The 17,148-nt window shown below is 66.8% G+C and carries 19 protein-coding genes; 16 read left to right on the top strand and 3 right to left on the bottom strand.

Annotation, left to right across the window (positions count from 1 at the left end; all coding sequences use genetic code 11):
- Positions 1 to 18 precede the first annotated feature (18 nt).
- On the top strand, positions 19 to 1,257 hold the full coding sequence (locus G6N44_RS18150; protein ID WP_163666263.1) for a fatty acid desaturase family protein: 1,239 nt from the start codon (positions 19 to 21) through the stop codon (positions 1,255 to 1,257).
- A 14-nt stretch (positions 1,258 to 1,271) separates the two neighbouring features.
- On the opposite strand, the gene G6N44_RS18155 is transcribed toward G6N44_RS18150, so the two are convergent.
- Positions 1,272 to 1,967 carry a cutinase family protein gene (locus G6N44_RS18155; RefSeq protein ID WP_163666265.1) on the bottom strand — a complete coding sequence of 232 codons (696 nt, stop codon included), beginning with the start codon at positions 1,965 to 1,967 and terminating at the stop codon, positions 1,272 to 1,274.
- Positions 1,968 to 2,039: 72 nt separating this feature from the next.
- Here G6N44_RS18155 and G6N44_RS18160 point away from each other — a divergent pair, with 72 nt between their 5' ends.
- Together G6N44_RS18160 and G6N44_RS18165 are read left to right on the top strand one after the other, a co-directional pair.
- Entirely contained in the window at positions 2,040 to 2,417 is a 378-nt protein-coding gene (locus G6N44_RS18160) for a nuclear transport factor 2 family protein (protein ID WP_163666267.1), read from the top strand.
- A gap of 51 nt (positions 2,418 to 2,468) precedes the next feature.
- On the top strand, positions 2,469 to 3,188 hold the full coding sequence (locus G6N44_RS18165) for an NUDIX hydrolase (RefSeq protein WP_163666270.1): 720 nt from the start codon (positions 2,469 to 2,471) through the stop codon (positions 3,186 to 3,188).
- 3 nt (positions 3,189 to 3,191) lie between these two features.
- Here the strand turns inward: G6N44_RS18165 and G6N44_RS18170 are convergent, their stop codons facing one another.
- Both G6N44_RS18170 and G6N44_RS18175 read right to left on the bottom strand, forming a co-directional pair.
- Positions 3,192 to 3,632 carry a flavin reductase family protein gene (locus tag G6N44_RS18170; RefSeq protein ID WP_163670107.1) on the bottom strand — a complete coding sequence of 147 codons (441 nt, stop codon included), beginning with the start codon at positions 3,630 to 3,632 and terminating at the stop codon, positions 3,192 to 3,194.
- A 110-nt stretch (positions 3,633 to 3,742) separates the two neighbouring features.
- Positions 3,743 to 4,477, bottom strand: coding sequence for a TetR/AcrR family transcriptional regulator (locus G6N44_RS18175; protein ID WP_163666272.1), 735 nt, complete (start codon positions 4,475 to 4,477; stop codon positions 3,743 to 3,745).
- A gap of 42 nt (positions 4,478 to 4,519) precedes the next feature.
- Between G6N44_RS18175 and G6N44_RS18180 the strand changes: the two genes are divergently transcribed.
- The 13 genes from G6N44_RS18180 to G6N44_RS18235 all read left to right on the top strand — a co-directional run bounded on the left by G6N44_RS18180 (position 4,520) and on the right by G6N44_RS18235 (position 17,136).
- On the top strand, positions 4,520 to 7,348 hold the full coding sequence (locus tag G6N44_RS18180) for an MMPL/RND family transporter (protein WP_235682796.1): 2,829 nt from the start codon (positions 4,520 to 4,522) through the stop codon (positions 7,346 to 7,348).
- 65 nt (positions 7,349 to 7,413) lie between these two features.
- Positions 7,414 to 8,415, top strand: a complete 1,002-nt coding sequence (locus G6N44_RS18185; RefSeq protein WP_163666274.1) for an AAA family ATPase — start codon at positions 7,414 to 7,416, stop codon at positions 8,413 to 8,415.
- A gap of 7 nt (positions 8,416 to 8,422) precedes the next feature.
- On the top strand, positions 8,423 to 9,289 hold the full coding sequence (locus G6N44_RS18190; protein WP_163666276.1) for a DUF58 domain-containing protein: 867 nt from the start codon (positions 8,423 to 8,425) through the stop codon (positions 9,287 to 9,289).
- Positions 9,279 to 9,752, top strand: a complete 474-nt coding sequence (locus G6N44_RS18195; RefSeq protein WP_163666278.1) for a hypothetical protein — start codon at positions 9,279 to 9,281, stop codon at positions 9,750 to 9,752. The genes G6N44_RS18190 and G6N44_RS18195 overlap by 11 nt, the downstream gene beginning before the upstream one ends.
- On the top strand, positions 9,743 to 10,702 hold the full coding sequence (locus tag G6N44_RS18200; protein WP_163666280.1) for a hypothetical protein: 960 nt from the start codon (positions 9,743 to 9,745) through the stop codon (positions 10,700 to 10,702). The genes G6N44_RS18195 and G6N44_RS18200 overlap by 10 nt, the downstream gene beginning before the upstream one ends.
- Positions 10,699 to 11,607 (top strand): VWA domain-containing protein, encoded by a 909-nt coding sequence (locus G6N44_RS18205; protein ID WP_163666282.1) that lies wholly within the window; start codon positions 10,699 to 10,701, stop codon positions 11,605 to 11,607. Before G6N44_RS18200 ends, G6N44_RS18205 begins: the two co-directional genes overlap by 4 nt.
- On the top strand, positions 11,604 to 12,251 hold the full coding sequence (locus G6N44_RS18210; protein WP_179964403.1) for a hypothetical protein: 648 nt from the start codon (positions 11,604 to 11,606) through the stop codon (positions 12,249 to 12,251). Before G6N44_RS18205 ends, G6N44_RS18210 begins: the two co-directional genes overlap by 4 nt.
- Before the next feature lie 48 nt (positions 12,252 to 12,299).
- Positions 12,300 to 12,899 carry a TetR/AcrR family transcriptional regulator gene (locus tag G6N44_RS18215; protein ID WP_163666284.1) on the top strand — a complete coding sequence of 200 codons (600 nt, stop codon included), beginning with the start codon at positions 12,300 to 12,302 and terminating at the stop codon, positions 12,897 to 12,899.
- A 194-nt stretch (positions 12,900 to 13,093) separates the two neighbouring features.
- Entirely contained in the window at positions 13,094 to 13,813 is a 720-nt protein-coding gene (locus tag G6N44_RS18220) for a hypothetical protein (protein ID WP_407666095.1), read from the top strand.
- 154 nt (positions 13,814 to 13,967) lie between these two features.
- Positions 13,968 to 15,491, top strand: coding sequence for a nitric oxide reductase activation protein NorD (locus G6N44_RS18225; RefSeq protein WP_163666286.1), 1,524 nt, complete (start codon positions 13,968 to 13,970; stop codon positions 15,489 to 15,491).
- A 15-nt stretch (positions 15,492 to 15,506) separates the two neighbouring features.
- Positions 15,507 to 16,316 carry a CbbQ/NirQ/NorQ/GpvN family protein gene (locus G6N44_RS18230; RefSeq protein WP_163666288.1) on the top strand — a complete coding sequence of 270 codons (810 nt, stop codon included), beginning with the start codon at positions 15,507 to 15,509 and terminating at the stop codon, positions 16,314 to 16,316.
- Positions 16,316 to 16,444 carry a hypothetical protein gene (locus G6N44_RS29705; protein WP_264012348.1) on the top strand — a complete coding sequence of 43 codons (129 nt, stop codon included), beginning with the start codon at positions 16,316 to 16,318 and terminating at the stop codon, positions 16,442 to 16,444. The genes G6N44_RS18230 and G6N44_RS29705 overlap by 1 nt, the downstream gene beginning before the upstream one ends.
- Complete coding sequence (locus G6N44_RS18235; RefSeq protein WP_163666290.1) at positions 16,429 to 17,136, top strand: hypothetical protein; 708 nt, start codon at positions 16,429 to 16,431, stop codon at positions 17,134 to 17,136. The genes G6N44_RS29705 and G6N44_RS18235 overlap by 16 nt, the downstream gene beginning before the upstream one ends.
- The last annotated feature ends 12 nt before the right edge of the window (positions 17,137 to 17,148 follow it).

A 17,148-nucleotide genomic window follows, 5' to 3' on the forward strand; every position in this document is an offset into this window, starting at 1 on the left:
GATCCGCCGAGGAGAGACATGGCCATCGCCGACATCAAGCAATACGCGCATCTCACCGCCGAGGACGTCGAGGCGCTCGCCGCCGAACTCGACGCGATCCGAGTCGAGATCGAGGAATCCCGGGGAGAGCGGGACGCCCGCTATATCCGGCGGGCGATCCAACTTCAACGTGGCTTGGCTGCCGGTGGTCGAATCGCGTTGTTCGCCAGTGGAAATCGAATCGCGAGATACGCCGGCATCGCCATGCTGGCGAGCGCGAAGATCATCGAGAACATGGAACTCGGGCACAACATCATCCACGGCCAATGGGACTGGATGAACGATCCGGAGATCCACTCCACCGAATGGGAGTGGGACACCACAGCACCGAGTGTGCACTGGAAGAAATCTCACAACTTCATTCATCACAAGTACACCAATGTCGTCGGGCTCGATGACGACATCGGCTACGGCATCATGCGTTTGACCCGGGATCAACGGTGGGAGCGGTGGATGATCGGCAACCCGGTCTACAACCTGCTGCTCGGCACCTTGTTCGAATGGGGCGTGGCCGCCCATGGCCTGGAGACGACGAGGTTCCGCAGAGGCGAGAAGTCCATGGCCGAGGTGCGCAGGGACCTGAGGGTGATCGGCAAGAAGGTGGGCAAGCAGGTGGGCAAGGACTATCTGGTCTACCCGGCGTTGTCGGGACCGAATTGGAAGCACACTCTGCGAGCCAACGTGATCGCCAATCTGATCCGCAACTATTGGGCCTACATGGTGATCTTCTGCGGGCACTTCCCCGACGGCGCAGAGAAATTCACCCAGGAAGAGTTCGCGGACGAGACGCATGCGGAGTGGTATCTGCGGCAGATGCTAGCCTCGGCGAATTTCCACGCCGGGCCGCTGATGGCGTTCATGAGCGGCAACCTGTGCTATCAGATCGAGCACCACCTGTTTCCGGACCTGCCCAGCAACCGTTACGCCGAGATCAGCCGAAAGGTGCGGGCGCTGTGCGAGAAGTACGACCTGCCGTACACAACGGGTTCCCTCCCACGCCAGTACTTTCAGTCGTTCTGGACCATCCTGAAGCTGGCTTTGCCCGACAAGTTGCTGAAGGCCACCTCCGACGATGCCCCGGAGACCCATTCAGAGCTCAAGTTTCGGGTGCGGGCCGGCATGCGGGAGAGCTTCGGTGTGGATCCGCACTCCGGTAAGCGGCGAGGTTTACGAACTGCGTTGCGCGAGCTCGAGACCGGCTCGATCGCCGTCGGGTGAACCAGGGAACTGGCTCAGCGCCGAGCAGTCGGCGCTGGAGGCGGCGGCAGGACGTGACGGGTGACCCATTGCGCGGCGAGCTTGATCAGGCCCGATCTCGGATAGGTGATGTGCGCATTCCAGTCCCGGCCGAGTGAACAGATCGGGTCGTTGGTGTTGCACAGGTCCGCGGTCCTGGCGCCGAAGTCCGGGCTCATCCGGGTCAACGGCTGACCGAGGCGCGCCGACGGGTTCCCGAAGACAACAACCGACGCGACGCGCGGGACGACGGCGGCAGGCAGCGGCGCGCTGTAGCCGAGGCCGGCGACCGGCGAGGTGGCCACGACGTCGACGACGGCGGCGCCCTGCGAGTAGCCGCCCATCACGATCTTGGTCTTGGGACACCGTGACGCGGTGGCCTGGATGCGCTTGCTCATGTCGGTGGCTCCGGCAGCGGCTTTCCAGAAATCCCAGGATGCCGGGTACTCCACCGCGTAGGTACCGACCGTCGAGCCTTTGACCATGGGGCGCAGCGTGTCGACGAACGCCTTGCCGACGTTGCCGATACCGGCGGGTTCATCGGTGCCACGGGCGAAGACGACCTCGATGTCGGGACAGTCCGGAGTGGCCGCGGCCGAGGGCATCGCGATGGGCGTCGCGATCGTGCCCAGCGCGGCGGTCGCAGCCACCGCTGCGATGCCCGCGATGGCCGATACCTGACGGACACCCACACGTCACTTCTACCACTGTTTTAACAGTGTTGCCCAGGCATACCGGGTCCGAGTAACGGGTATCACCGAGCAGTGACCAGCCAAGTTTCCGACGAACTCCTGCACATCGAACGTGCCGGGTGGGACTCGCTGTGCGAGTCGACCGGCGCCGATTTCTACGGCGATCTGATGTTGCCCGATGCGGTGATGGTGCTCGCCAACGGCATGGTGATGGACCGCAACACGGTCGTCAGCGCACTCTCGGAGTCGCCGCCGTGGCGTGCCTATGAGATCAGCGGGGTGCGGCTCATCGTGCTCGACGACGACACCGCCGCCCTGGTCTACACCGGTACGGCCTATCGCGACGGGGATGAGCCTGCCTTCGTCGGCGCCATATCCAGCGTCTACCACCGGGTCGACGGAGCCTGGAAGCTCGCGCTGTATCAGCAGACCCGCAAGCCGGACCCGTAGCGGGCGTCACCTCGGCGTCGGGTCTTCGGCGTACCCGCATATGGTCGAGCGGTGACGATCGCCTATGACGAAGCCCTGCGGGAACGCATCGGGGCCCATCTGGCGGGGCACGAGCGCCGCGCCGTGACCGACCCGACGAAGCGGCATGCGGCGGTCGCGGTGGTGCTGGTCGATTCCGAACTCGGTGAGGACCGGGTGGACCCGGCCCCGGTCGACGAATGGATCGACGGCCGGCCGATGCCGGAACCCGGGCTGGACGGCCGCATGGTGGACGTATCGGGCGGGGCGGCTTTTCTGTTGTGCCGCAGGACATCTCGGTTGTCGTCGCACGCCGCGCAGTGGGCGCTGCCCGGCGGTCGGCTGGACCCGGGTGAAAATGCGGTCGAGGCCGCGTTGCGGGAACTGGACGAAGAGGTCGGGGTGAGCCTGTCGGACTCATCGGTGCTGGGACTGCTCGACGACTACCCGACGCGCTCCGGTTACGTCATCACCCCGGTGGTGATCTGGGGCGGCGGCCGGTTGGATCTACGGCCGTCTCCCGACGAGGTGGTGGCGGCGTACCGCGTGGGCCTGCACCAGCTGCAGCGCGCGGATTCGCCGCGGTTCGTCACGATCCCGGAGAGCCCGCGCCCGGTGGTGCAGATCCCGCTGGGCAACGACCTGATCCACGCACCGACCGGCGCGGTGCTGCTGCAGTTGCGGTGGCTGGCCCTGGAGGGTCGCACGGATCCGGTCGACGAACTCGAGCAGCCGGTTTTCGCCTGGAAGTGACGCTCAGGCGTCGTGTCCAGGCTTGAGGTCGGCCACGTCACTGAGGCTGACCCATGGCCGCGGCTCGCCGGGCGCTTCGCCGTCAACCGGATTCAACAGGTAGCCGACATGGTCGCCGAGGTCGAACCGGTCGATGACCGCGCCGACAAACCAGGCCGGTGAGGCATCGAGGATTGGTATTCCGGCCGGGCCGGCGTGCCACGTGCACTCGGCGAACTTGTCGACCTCGTCACCGGTCTGGCCGCCGAACCAGCGGGCCAGGTCGAGGTCGTCGTGCGAGAGCAGGTGCACCCCCAAGTGGGTGGCGGTTTCCGCGACGGCGAAAGTGTGGTTCGCCTTTGAGATTCCGGCCAGGAACCGGGGCGGGTCGATGCTGGCCTGAGTGGTGAAGCCGACCAGACAACCCGCCGGCCCGTCCTCGCCTTGTGCCGTCACGACGAACATCGGGTAATCGATGAGCTCGATCAATCCGTCGAAGCCTTCCCAGCTCTGCGCCACCACACCATTGTCACCACAGCGGTGCCTGTTTGGAGCGGACCCGGCGGGTGGGCTGACTAAGGGTTGCGGGTCCGGCGCCCGCGCCGGACGGTGGCGGTCGGGGGTGGTGCCGGGCGCGGTGGTGTCGCAGGCGGATCCAGTCGCTGAAACGACAGCTGGATCCGTTCGCGGTCACCGCCGAGGCCGACCAGGAGATTGGTGATGTGGGGTGCGAGCACCCGCGAGACTCCCACGCCGCCGGTGCCGAAGACACCGATGATCTCGGCCAGGACGTAGCCATGCATCATCGTCCAGATCTGCGCGGCCACGGCCACCGGATCACCCTCGTCGATCGCGCCTGCGGTCATGCAACGCTCCACGAATGCCGGGATCTGTGCGAAGACCGAGTTGATCTCGGAGAGGGCAGCCGGGTTGCCGTCGACGGTGAGATCGCGGCCGACCGGCAGCGTGATGGACGGCGAGGTGATCCCGAACATCAGCCGGTAGCGCTGCGGGTAGGTCAGTGCGTACTCGCGGTAGGCGAGGCCGGAGGCGAGTAGGTCGGCCACCGGATCGTCGGTGTCCGGGCGCCGGTGCAGGTGTCCCCCGAACTGGACAAATGACTCCCGCACGAGCGCCTCGTAGAGGCCGGGCATGCCGTCGAAGTGGGTGTAGACCGCCATCGTCGAGGCGCCGATCCGCTTGGCCAGCATGCGCGCACTGAGTGCCTCAGGCCCGCTCTCCTCGAGGACCTGCAGGCTCTCCTCGATCAGGCGCTCGCGAATTTCCATGGTGCCCATCGTCCTGGACATGTTGCCATAACAATGTTATACCTGCCAATAACATTGTTATAGATGGGGTGGGGAGCGGTGTTGGAGAGCATTGCGCGATGGGCGAGCAGGTACGCGGTCCTGGTGATGGCGGCATGGATGCTGCTGGCCGGCGTCGGCAACATCGCGGTACCCCAGCTCGAACACGTTGTGAAGGAACAGTCCCGGGCCTTCTTCCCGACCGACTCCGGTGCGACAGAGGCCGCACAGCGGATGGGGACCCTGTTCGGGGACTCCGACAGCAACAACATCGCCTACGTCGTGCTCGAAGCCGACCGGACACTGGGGGACTCCGACCGCGGGTACTACCGAGCGCTGGCCGACCGGCTGCGCGAGAACACCCCCGGCGTCGAATCGGTCATGGATTTGTGGGATGACCCCGCGGCTGCCGCCGTCTTCGAAAGCCAGGACCACAAGGCGTCCTATCTGATGGCCCGGCTCTCCGGTCAACTGGGCAGCAGCACCGCCACCGATGCCGTGGCCGCGCTGCGCGCAGCGGTGGACGCGGCCGGCGCGCCGGAGGGATTGCGCACGCACGTCACCGGACCGGGGCCCAGCCTGGTCGATGAATTCGATGCGCTGGACGCACAATTGGCGCGCATCACGGTGCTCACGGTCGGGATGATCGCCGCACTTCTGCTCTTCGTGTACCGATCGCCGATCGCGGCCGCCGTCCCGCTGGCCTCGGTGGGGCTGTCCCTGGCGGTCGCGCGTCCGTTGGTCGCGCTGCTCGGCGAGCACGGCGTGATCGAGGTATCGGTGTTCTCGGTCGCATTGATGTCGGCGATGGTGCTGGGCGCCGGGACCGACTACGGCATCTTCCTGCTCGGCCGCTACCACGAGAACCGGCGGGCGGGCATGGCGCCGCCGGATGCCTTGGCCGACGCCTACCGCCGGGTTGCGCCGGTGATCGCCGGGTCGTCCGCGACCATCGCCACCGCGCTGTTCTGTCTGACCTTCGCCAAGGTGAATTTCCTGCGCAGTGCCGGGATACCCAGTGGGATAGGCGTTCTCGCGGCGATGCTGGGTGCGCTGACGTTAGCGCCAGCTCTGATCGGCTTGTTCAGCAGGCGCGGTTGGGTCGAGCCGCGGGCGGCACGGATCAGCCGCCGGTGGCGCAAGATCGGCACTGCCGTTGCCCGCTGGCCGGGGCCGATCCTGGTAGTGGCCGCGGGCGTGCTGATCGTCTGTACGGTGCCGCTGCTCGGCGCCAAGATCAGCTTCGCGGAGTTGTCCGCACAACCGGCGAGCACCGACTCCAGTCGCGGATACCAGGCCGTCCACGGCCGATTCCCGGACAACCGGCTGTTGCCCGAGATCGTCTCGATCCAGGCCGACCGGGACCTGCGGACCCCGGCCGGCCTGATCACGATCGAGCGCGTCACCAGGAAGGTCCTTGAGGTGCGCGGGGTGCGCACCGTGCAATCGGCCAGCCGCCCCGCCGGGACCCCGGTGCGTCAGGGCACGCTGACCTACCAAGCCGGCCAGATCGGTGAACAACTCGACGGCACAGCGCAATCCGCGCTCGACGGGATGAACTCCGTGGACACTGTCACGGCCACCATCGGCCAACTCGACGGCGCACTCGACGGTATGCAACGCGGCTTGAGCGGCGCCGTCGACGGCCTGAACCGGGTCGGGGCCGGCTCACAGGGCATCGGGACGGGTATGTCGGGATTGCAGGCCAACCTGCAGTCGGTGTCCGGCTATGCCGATCCGTTGCGCCAATTCGTCAACAGCAACCCCGACTGTGCGGCCAACCCGATCTGCGCGGCAGTACAGAAAATCGTCACACCCCTCGATGACGCGGTCAGCGCGACGGGCACCCTCGCCGGCGGGGCGGGCGCGCTCGAGGAGGGCGCGGCCAGCGCCACCAGCTCACTCGGTGGGGCGGCCAAGGGCGTGGCGACGATGCGCACGGCGCTGACCCAGCTACGCGGTCTCACCTTCACCTTGCGCTCCAGCCTGGGCAGTGTCGGGCCGCAGATGCAGCAGATGACCGGTTACCTGTCGCAGCTGAGCACCGACTTCGACGGCAGCTCCGAAGGGGGGTTCTACCTGCCTCCACGGACTTTCGACGATCCGGAGTACCGCCGGGTGATGGACATGATGTTCTCGCCCGACGGCCACGCCACCCGGCTTCTGGTCTACGGCGACGGCGAATCCTGGGGGCGTGACGGTGCGGACCGGTCTGCCGAGATCCGCGTCGCCGCCGCCGAGGCACTGAAGGACACCCCGCTGGCGGTCAGCGGCGTCGTCGACCTCACGGGAGTCGGAACGGCGACCGCGGAACTCATCGAGTATGTGCAACACGACTTCGCCCTGCTCGTGATCGTCACGCTCATCTTGATCTTCGTGATCGTGGCCGGCATGCTGCGCAGCCCGGTCGCCGGGATCGTGGTGCTGGCCACCGTCACGATCTCCTACGCATCGGCGCTCGGGGCCAGCGCCGCCATCTGGCAGTTTCTGGTCGGCCAACCGCTGCACTGGGCGGTGCCCGCACTGGCGTTCATCGCCCTGGTCGCCGTCGGCGCGGATTACAACCTGCTGCTGGCGATGCGATTGCGCGACGAGGCCCGGGCCGGAGTGCGCACCGCGACGATCCGGGCATTCGCCGGAACCGGCAGCGTCGTCACCGTCGCGGGGATCGTGTTCGGGCTGACCATGTTCGCGATGCTCGGCGCCAGTGTGGTGACGATCGCCCAGGTTGGCTCCACCATCGGCATCGGGCTGATGATCGACACCCTGGTGGTGCGAACCTTTGTGGTCCCGCCGATCGCCGTGCTGCTGGGACGCTGGTTCTGGTGGCCGCGTCGGGTGCCTGCGACGCCGGGCCCAGACAGCGGGGCATGAGATCGGCGAAGTCTGGGTACATCGACTGGGTCTGGGGAAGGGGGACGACCGACCGGAGAGGATCCATGACGGCACCGCGATTGCAGGTTGACCAACGCGACGCCGCCGAAGCCCAGCGCATCGCGGCCGCGGTGAGCTCGGCATTCGCCACCCGGGTGGTCGGCCAGGACCATCTGCGCGAATCCATGTTGGTCGCGCTCCTCGCCGGCGGGCACCTGCTCCTCGAAAGTGTCCCCGGGCTGGCCAAGACCACGGCGGCACGGGTGGTGGCCGAGTCCATCGACGGCAGCTTCCGGCGTATCCAATGCACGCCCGACCTGCTGCCCAGCGACATCATCGGCACCCAGATCTACGAGGCGGCCCGCAACACGTTCGCCACCCAGCTGGGCCCCGTGCACGCCAACATCGTGCTGCTCGACGAGATCAACCGCTCCAGCGCCAAGACCCAGAGCGCGATGCTGGAGGCGATGGAGGAACGCCAGACCACCATCGCCGGCGTCGAATATCCCATCCCCGAACCCTTTCTCGTCATCGCCACCCAGAACCCCGTCGATCAGGAAGGCACCTATCCGCTGTCGGAGGCCCAGACCGACCGGTTCATGCTCAAGGAGATCGTGGGCTACCCCTCGATCGAGGACGAGGTCGAGATCGCCGCCCGGATGGACGCCGGCCTCTATGACCGGGGCCACCGTGCCGCCCCGGTCGTCACCATCGACGACGTGCATCGCGCCCAGGACATCGTGCGCGCGGTGTATCTGGACCGCGCACTGGTCGAGTACGCCAGCCGGCTCGTCGCCGTCACCCGCGAACCCGGGCACCACCTGCCGGCCAATCTGGCCCGGGTGATCGAGTACGGGGCCAGCCCGCGGGCCACCCTCGCGTTCTGCGGGACGGCGCGCGCCCTGGCGGTACTGCGTGGCCGCGACCATGTGGTGCCCGACGACATCGCCCGGCTCGCCCATCGCGTGCTGCGGCACCGGCTGATCCTCGGCTTCGAAGCCGCCACCGCCCGGATCACCCCCGACGTTGTCGTCGATGCGGTGCTGCGCGCGGTGCAGGTCCCGTGAGGCCGCGATGGGCAGATACCTGGACTCCGCCAAGGCGTACGCCGGCCGCGACATCGGCGGGCTGCTCGAAGGCGGCCGTTACGCGCTGGTGCACACCCGCAGCCTGGAATTCGACGAGCTGCGCCCCTACGTGCCCGGTGATGACGTGCGCGACATCGACTGGAAGGCAACCGCACGCTCTGGGCACACCCTGATCAAGCGGTTCGTCTCCGAGAAGCACCACAAGGTCCTGGTGGTCGCGGACGCCGGGCGCAACAGCTGCGCGATGGCACCATCGGGCGAGGTGAAAAGGATTGTGGCCCAACACCTCATCGGTGCGATCGGATTGATGACGCTGCCCCGATCCGACGAGATCGCGATGGTGCTCGGCGACCATCGCGGCAATGTAGACATCCGGCTGCGCCGCGGCGAGACCCACATCGAGAGCATGCTGCACCGGTTCCACCACCACGCCACCGACCATCCCGGCCCGAGCGACATCCTGGTTCAGCTCGAGTGGGTGGCCCGCCACTACCGTCACCGGCTGCTGATCTTCGTCGTTTCCGACGAACCCGAGATGAGTGAGCGCTTGGCCGAGGTCCTTGGTTCATTGACCGCCCGTCACGACGTGTTGTGGGCCCTGGTCAGTGACATGCCTGCGGTGAGCGGAGGCCGCGACGCCGGCCGCAGCTACGAGGTCGCCGACGGGCGCCCCATCCTGACCGGGCTGGACCAAGATGTCATCGAGGCCTATCGGCGGGCAGAAGCGCAACGGCGCGAACAACTTTCCGAATTCCTGACCGTGCAGCGAATACCTCATGCCCGGGTGACCGGGAGCGTGCGGATCAGGGCGGCGTTGACCGCGATGACTGGGGTGTACGCCCGTGCCGGATGACCTGCTGCAGGATGTGATCGGCCCGACGCCCTACTCATCGGTGTGGCTGTGGATCGCGATCGGCCTGACCCTGCTGCTGTGCGCCTGGTACGGAGCGGTTTTCGTGCTGACATCGCGGCGGCGATCGGTGCGGGAGCTGCCCGTCCTCGGAGCCGCCCGGGCCGAACTGCTGCGCCGACGGTCGGCCCGCGCGGTACGGCACATCGGAAACCGTTACCGGGCCGGAGATCTCACCGCGGCAGACGCCGGTTCGGCGCTGAGTGCCGAACTGCGCGCCTTCCTGCACGCCGCGACCGGAGTGCAGGCCCAGTACATGCAGGTCGACGCGATCGCGGACAGTGCCGCCGCGCCCGCCGCGCCGATCCTGGAAGAGCTCACCGACATTCAGTTCAACCACCGTTCGACGCTCGATGGCGGTACGGTGAGCGCCACCACCGAGGAGTTGATCCGCGGATGGACCTGATCTGGTGGGCGGTGGCGGCCGCCGGTTGCCTCGCACTCGCCGGGTGCGTGGGCCTGGCCCTGCTCCCGAAGCAGTCGGTCGACCCGGACGAATTCATGCCGCTGGCCAATACCCGGCGGCTGACCCGGTTGCCCGAGTACGTGCGCGCCGCGCGCCGGCGGAGCATTGCGGCCGTCGTCGCCATGGTGACGCTGACGGTCGCCTTCGCGGCCTCGGCGCTGATCGCGGCACGCCCCACCGGCCTGCCGTCGTGGAGCCGTGCCAACCAGGTTGCGACTCCGGAGGACATCATGGTGTGCGTCGGCGGCCCGCTCACCGATCCCGCGATCGGCGCCACACTGCAGTACTTCGCCGATCGGGCCGGCTCTTTCGGCACCGAACGGGTCGGGTTGACCTCGGCGAACCGGCGGGTAATTCCACTGACCCGGGACTACCAATACGCCGCAGCACAATTCGCCGCATTCGGGCAGCGGGAAGGTGCGCGGCCGTTCGTCGCGCCGGTGTCCTACGTCGACTACGCCGCCAGCGTCGAGGATGTGCTGGCGATGTGTCTGACCGGGTTTCCGTCCTTGTCCGAACCGTCCGCCCAGCGCCGATCAATGATCTATGTGGGCCCTGAGTCCCTACCCCGACCTGGTGACGTGGCACCGCTGTTCGATACGGACCGGCTCAGGGACCTGGCGGTGACGGCCGGTGTTCAGGTCAACGCCATCACTCCCGGATCCGGCGACGGCGTTGCCGGCGAACTGGCCCGCGCCACCGGGGGCAGGTCGGTTGGAACGGCCGATGTCGCTTCGCATCTGACCGAGATCCGGGACCATCCGCCGCAAGCGGGATCAACCGGCGAGTTAGCGGACGTCCGGTCGGCCGAAACGCCCGGGGTTCCGGTGTTGCTCGCGCTGCTGGCGATGGCGGTGCTGTGGTGGTGGCCGGTGGTGATGCGGCGATGAGGCTTGAACCGATCCTGCCGCCGCTGCTGGTCGGGGTGCTCGCCGTGGTGCTGCTCGTGGCCCGCGGCATCAGCTTCGGGCGGGTCCGGGTGCAAGGAGGTGGCTGGGCATCGGTGTGGCGCTGGTCGGCACTCACCACAACCGGCTTGCTGCTGCTGGTGGCTGCGCTCGGCCCCGTCGCTGGAAGAACACACGACACCGTGCCCCGACCCGCCGGCGACCGCGACCCGAATATCTTTGTGCTGCTGGACCGTTCACCGGACATGTCGGGGAAGCGGATCGCGGCGGCCCGCGACGACATCACGGCCCTGATCGAACGCTACCCACAGGCACGCTTCGCCCTGATCTCCTTCGCCGACCGCCCGTCGGTGGACTGGCCGCTGTCCGCCGACACCTGGAGCCTGCGTCCCGTGGTGGCTGCGACCGATGCCGCACCTGAGGCGCCGGACACCCCGGATGCCAACGTCGGCGCCGCCGCCAACATCGTGCGCTACCAGCTGATCAGCGCCGTACAGCAATTTCCGAGGTCCCAGAACCTCGTGTTCTATCTCGGCGCGGGCGCACCGGAATCGCAAGCACCGCAACGCGAATTCCAGCTGACCGAGAATGCTGTCGACGGGGGCGCGGTACTCGGGTACGACGACGCCGGGGCGCAGGCGCTCCGCGGGGTCGCCGAGCAGATCGGGGTGCCGTTCGTGTCGCGTACCGATGCGACAGCGTTGGCCGAAGCGCTTCCCGGCGACGAAACCCGAAGTCAGTCACCTGCGGCCGCACCGGTGTCCACCGCTGTGGAGCTGTACTGGGTCTTCGCCGCCGTGGCCGCCCTGCTGATCCTGGTGGAGCTCTACCTGGTGCTTCGCGAATTCCGTCGCACCCAAGCGATCGACATGGAGCTGCGGTCATGAGCACGGTGCGTCGTCGCCTACTGGTGTATTCGGCCCCGGTGGCGTTGGTACTCGTCATCGCGATCGTCAAACTGCTCTCGGTGGTGCTGATCGGCAATTCGACGGCGGCAAGCTTCACCGACCGGGACACCGAGGCGCTGAGGAGCGAGGTGGGCCGGCTCCAGGTGCTGGACGTCGTCGAACCCGGCAAGGCCCGCTTCGCCGCGGGCGCCCTGGCCGTTCTCGAGGACCGGCTCGTCGACGCCGATCAAAATTTCAGTGACGCGGCGGCCCGTCTGAGCGGAGCTGAAGCATGTTCGGCGAGGATCAATCTGGAACTGGTACGAGAGACACTCGGTGACCATGCCACCGCGGCTTCCGACGGCCTGACGGCACTGAGTCATTACCTGTCGGCACGGGATGTGATCGACCGCGCCCCTGCGGGTTGCTTTGCCGGCAGCGAGGCCCCTGGGCGGTTGAAGAGCAAGATCGGTGCGGCCGAACCCATCGTGCCGCCGAATCCGCCGCCACCACCGGCAGCGCAGGCGCTACCGCCGGGGGCCGACGGGACGGCGCCTACTCAGCCGCCGAATCGGCTCGACCCGACCTCCGGTGATCCGTTGGACCGGCTGCAACAGATCCTGCGCGACGCAGCCACAGGTTAGATTCGGGTGAGTCGGGCTCGTCGAGTCCGGTCAACATGAAGGAATGAAATGGCTGTGGCAGACGGACTGTCCGCGCGTGAGGCAAAGCGCCTGCAGACGCGTGAGCGTTTGATGGGTGCAGCGATCGCCGAGTTCAAACGGGCCGGGATGGCGGAAGCGGATGTCGGCGCGGTCGTCACTGCGGCGGGCGTCGCGCACGGCACGTTCTTCTTCCATTTCCCCACCAAGGAACATGTGCTGCTGGAACTCGAACAGCGTGAAGAGGACCGCATCGCCAAGCAGTACATCCAATTCCTCAAAAAACCGCACAGTCTCGAGGGAGGGCTGCGCGAGTCGATGCGGCTGGTCATCGGACTGGAACGTCGGCTCGGCAAGGTCTTGTTCAAAGACTTTCTGGCCCTGCACTTCTCACAGACCCGGCCGCCCGCGCCGGACAGCCAGGACCATCCCGTGATCTCCGGGGTGGCGCGCGAGATCGAACTGGCCCAGGAACAGGGTGAGGTCGCGGCCGACGTGAAGCCTTGGAACAGCGCGGTGTTCTTCCTGCTCGGTTTCTACGCCCTGCTGATCACCACCAACGACTGGCCCAACCGCGACGATCTTCTGGACGACTATGTGATCAGGACGATGCGAAGCCTGACTGCTTAGTAGCTCTGGCCGGACCTGTGATGCGAAGAATTCGCATCCGTCGCGCATTTTCACGTGTGGGTCGTGCTGCTCTCCGATCGGCAGCCCAGTTGTAGAAACCGGCGCGGAGACGCGCGCGATAGAGCCTCTGTGCAGCCGGGCAGTTCGTTGACTATAGTCAGTCAACAGTTCGCGCCCGGCCTACTGGAGGACCCTTGAATCTGCCGACGATCAGACCCGCTCGCACGGCTGCGGCAGGTGCGGGCGGGCAGTCGGGGGCCGACCATGACGAGCAGTCCAGGCTGGCCCAGCGCCATGCCGACAAATGGCTGATCGTCGGATCGCTCCTGATCGGCAGCGCGGTTCTCGGCATCATCGGCCTTCCGATCTTCCTGCGCGGGGTGTGGTTGCTCCGGCGTGCTCAGCGGGACGGACTGTCGGTCCGGCCGATGATGGTCACCCTGCTCGGTTACCTGGTCATCATCGACGCGGCGATCAATGCGATGGGTTGGTCGCTGGACCTGATCGGTAACCACTCATTGCTGGCAAGAGTGCTTCTGACCGGCTGGGGCAACATGTTTGACGCCGGCTACTTCTGGCACTTCAACGAGCTGTGGGTGGGCGGCGCCGGTGGTCCGGGTGAGAAGGCCTGGGAGGTCGCACTCATCCTCACCGTCTTCACCATGCGCATTGCCGCAGGCATCGGGTTCCTGCAGATGAAGCGCTGGGGGCAGCAGTGGATGATCGTCACCTGCTGGATGGGCGTGGTGATCTGGTGCGGCTACGTGTTCAACATGACGATGTTCGCCGACGTCCGCTACGCCGGGGTGATCTTCCCGGTGATCGGCTGGTGGCTCTACGACATCTTCTACATCACCCCCTTCCTCGCGATCCCGTATCTGCACACGGTCAACCGCGAAATCTTCACCGATTGAATACTCGAACATTGACTGAAGTCAGAGAGTTCTACCGCACGAGGAGGGCACATGCTCTGGGAGATCTGCCGCTATATCGGGGCATGGGGCGGCACCGCCCTGATCATCTGGTTCTGGTACTGGATGTTCTCCAACATCGGCACGTTCTGAACCGATGACCGACAACGACGCGATCGCGGTCGAGCGCAGCTGCGCCCTGACCGCCGTTGCCCTCAGCGGCGGCCGACGCGACGGCGTGCGGCTGGTCACCGGCGAGCATCGCGCTTTCGGGCTGAACGCCGCGCTCGACTACGTGCACGTGCCGTATCCGGGTCAGGTCCGCGACTGGACGCGACGGTCGTTGACCTGCGGTGTGGCACTGCAGTGCGCGCCGTCCAAAGAGCGCCTGGTGCACTACCGGCTCAATGAACTGTCCGGCCGGGAGTTGCAAGCCCTCAGCCTGGTCGAGGCCGGGGTGGCGCTGGGCTGGATCGCTACTCGATGGCCCGGTCTGATCGGTGAAATCCGGAGGCTGCTACCTGAACTGGAACCAGCCGACGGTGACATGCCGGCCGATGACATGCTGCGATGTGCGGTCGAACTGGCCCGCACCGGCGGGTCCGTCGAGGTCGACCCGCTGCTGGGCCGGCTGCCCGCCGCCTACACCGCGCCCGCCGGACTGACCGATGGGCTACGACGCAGATTCGGCCGGATGCCGTGGACCAGCACCCAGAAGCGACTGCCCCGGCCGTACTCCGTGCCGGTCGGGGGAGAGGGCGGGGTGCGCAACCCCAATCTGCCGCCGCCGAGCCGGCCCCAGGACAACGACCTCGACGTCACCCCGCAGCACCGGCCGGGGATCCCGTACCCGGAATGGAACGCGTGGACCGACAGCTTCCTGCGCGATCACGTCGCCGTCGTCGAGCACGCCAAGCCGCCGCGCAGTAGGCAGTCCGCACCGGTCCCGGCCGATCTGCGGGCCTGGTTCTCCGAACACACCCACCGGGCGATGACCGACCGGCTTGAGGACGGCTCGGACCTGGACGTGGATTCCTATGTCCGCCACCATATCGACCTGGCCACCGGCGAAGCCGGGGAGCCCCGGGTGTTCCGGGAGCTGTTGCCCAGCGACCGGGATGTGTCCACCGCGCTGCTGCTCGACGGCAGTTCGTCGCTGGGCGTCCACGGCGGGCGGATCTTCCGGCTGGAACTGGCCTGCGCCGATGCGTTGTCCCAGGCGATGACCCAGGCCAAAGAGCGTCACGGCATTTTCGTGTTCACCGGCAACACCCGTCACCGGGTGGAAGTGCAGTGCCTCAAGGACTTCGAGGACCGGCGGTTCGTCCCACCGAGCGCGGCGGGCCTGGTCACCGGCGGATACACCCGTCTGGGCGCACCGCTGCGGCACCTGACCAGTCGTCTGCTGGCTCAGCCGTCCGAGCGGCGTCTGCTCATCGTGATCGGAGACGGCCTGATCTCCGACGAGGGCTATGAGGGCCGCTATGCCTGGGCGGACACCGCGCATGCGGTCGAGGAGGCCAACGACGCCGGTGTCGCCGTGTACTACGTCGGCGTCGGGCCGACACGCGTCGATCCGCTGCCCGAGGTGTTCGGACCACGGCGGTCCCAACGGATCCGCCGGGTCGAGGAGCTTCCGCGGGTTCTGGCCCATGTACACCGAGAACTGGTCGCGGCGTAACCGGAGGGAATGAACTTGAGTACAGACCTTTACTTCGCGAACCGCAACGAGATTCAGCTGTTCGAGCAGGCCTATGCCCGCCGGATCCCGGTGATGCTGACCGGGCCCACCGGCTGCGGCAAGACCCGCCTTGTCGAGCATATGGGCTCGTTGCTGCAACGCCCGGTGGTGACGATCAGTTGCCACGACGATCTCACCAGTTCGGATCTGGTGGGGCGGTTCATGGTCACCGGAGGCGACGTCGTGTGGACCGACGGACCCCTGACCCGCGCGGTCAAGGCCGGCGCCATCTGTTATCTCGACGAGGTGGTGGAGGCCCGTCACGACTCGCTGGCCATCCTGCACTCGCTCACCGACCATCGCCGCGCGCTCTACCTCGATCGGGCCGGCGAAGTCGTGCAGGCCCCGGAGACCTTCATGCTGGTGTGCTCCTACAACCCGGCGTACCGCAGCTCGCTCAAGGAGCTGAAACCATCCTTCCGGCAACGGTTTGCCACGCTGCCGATGACCTACCTGCCGCCGGATCGCGAAGCCGAGGTGATCGTCGCGGAGACCGGCGTGGGCCGCGATACCGCGGCGCGCCTGGTGGCCTGCGCGACGGCGATCCGCAGCGCCGACGCCGCTTTCCATTTCGAGCCGCCCTCGACGCGGGTGCTGGTCACCGCTGCGCAGCTGGTCGCCGAAGGCGCCACCGAACTGGATGCCGCACAGGCCTGCGTGCTCGCACCGCTGAGCACCGACGGCGCGATCAACGACGGGCTACGCGAGGTCGCGGCGGCCAGCCTGCTCGACGGCACCACCAGGAACCGAGGAAAGGACGTCTGATGAACGAGCAGGAGCGAAAGCGCAAGCGGGCCTTGATCGTTCTGCAGGTGGTCATCTACGGCTACCTGTTCGCGATGTTCTGTATCCAGCTGTACATGTCGTTCGCCCGAGGTTGGTGGGAGTTGTGAGTCCCCCACTGTCCCAAGAAAATTCGGTGACCCTCGAGGAGCATCATGAGCAGTCCCGGCTGGCTCAGCGGCGGGCCGACAAGTGGATGATCGTCGGGGCGTTGTTGATGGGCATGTGGATCCCCGGCCTGATCGGGTTCCCGATCTTCATGCGTGGGGTGTGGCTGCAGCGCCAGGCTCAGCGCGCGGGATTGTCGGTGCGCCCGATGATCGTGACGCTGATCGGCTACCTGGTGCTCATCGACGGGGCGCTCAACAGCCTGGGCTGGGCGCTGGATCTGGTCGCTAACCACACCCTGATCAACCGGGTGTTGATGGTCGGCTGGGGCAACATGTTCGACGCCGGGTACTTCTGGCACTACAACGAACTGTGGATCGGTGGGGCGGGTGCGCCGGGCGAGAAGTCGATGGTCTTCGGCATGATCGTCACCGTCTTCGCGATGCGTTGCGCCGCGGCCATCGGGTTCCTGCAGATGAAGCGCTGGGGGCACCAGTGGATGATCGTCACCTGCTGGATGGGCGTGGTGATCTGGTGCGTCTATGTCTTCAACATGACGATGTTCGCCGACGTCCGCTACGCCGGGGTGATCTTCCCGGTGATCGGCTGGTGGCTCTACGACATCTTCTACATCACCCCCTTCCTCGCGATCCCGTATCTGCACACGGTCAACCGCGAGATCTTCACCGACTGAACCTCTTTCAAG

The sequence above is a fragment of the Mycolicibacterium alvei genome (genome assembly GCF_010727325.1).
GTDB classification, from domain to species: Bacteria; Actinomycetota; Actinomycetes; order Mycobacteriales; family Mycobacteriaceae; genus Mycobacterium; species Mycobacterium alvei.

Excerpts from the sequence above, each read along its gene's own strand:
- G6N44_RS18210 (WP_179964403.1), top strand. The coding sequence starts at position 11,604 with ATGAGCACGGTGCGTCGTCGCCTACTGGTGTATTCGGCCCCGGTGGCG.
- G6N44_RS18190 (WP_163666276.1), top strand. The coding sequence starts at position 8,423 with ATGGGCAGATACCTGGACTCCGCCAAGGCGTACGCCGGCCGCGACATC.
- G6N44_RS18185 (WP_163666274.1), top strand. The coding sequence starts at position 7,414 with ATGACGGCACCGCGATTGCAGGTTGACCAACGCGACGCCGCCGAAGCC.
- G6N44_RS18205 (WP_163666282.1), top strand. The coding sequence starts at position 10,699 with ATGAGGCTTGAACCGATCCTGCCGCCGCTGCTGGTCGGGGTGCTCGCC.
- G6N44_RS29705 (WP_264012348.1), top strand. The coding sequence starts at position 16,316 with ATGAACGAGCAGGAGCGAAAGCGCAAGCGGGCCTTGATCGTTCTGCAG.
- G6N44_RS18225 (WP_163666286.1), top strand. The coding sequence starts at position 13,968 with ATGACCGACAACGACGCGATCGCGGTCGAGCGCAGCTGCGCCCTGACC.
- G6N44_RS18150 (WP_163666263.1), top strand. The coding sequence starts at position 19 with ATGGCCATCGCCGACATCAAGCAATACGCGCATCTCACCGCCGAGGAC.
- G6N44_RS18175 (WP_163666272.1), bottom strand. The coding sequence starts at position 4,477 with ATGTCCAGGACGATGGGCACCATGGAAATTCGCGAGCGCCTGATCGAG.
- G6N44_RS18215 (WP_163666284.1), top strand. The coding sequence starts at position 12,300 with ATGGCTGTGGCAGACGGACTGTCCGCGCGTGAGGCAAAGCGCCTGCAG.
- G6N44_RS18180 (WP_235682796.1), top strand. The coding sequence starts at position 4,520 with ATGGGGTGGGGAGCGGTGTTGGAGAGCATTGCGCGATGGGCGAGCAGG.
- G6N44_RS18170 (WP_163670107.1), bottom strand. The coding sequence starts at position 3,632 with ATGTTCGTCGTGACGGCACAAGGCGAGGACGGGCCGGCGGGTTGTCTG.
- G6N44_RS18200 (WP_163666280.1), top strand. The coding sequence starts at position 9,743 with ATGGACCTGATCTGGTGGGCGGTGGCGGCCGCCGGTTGCCTCGCACTC.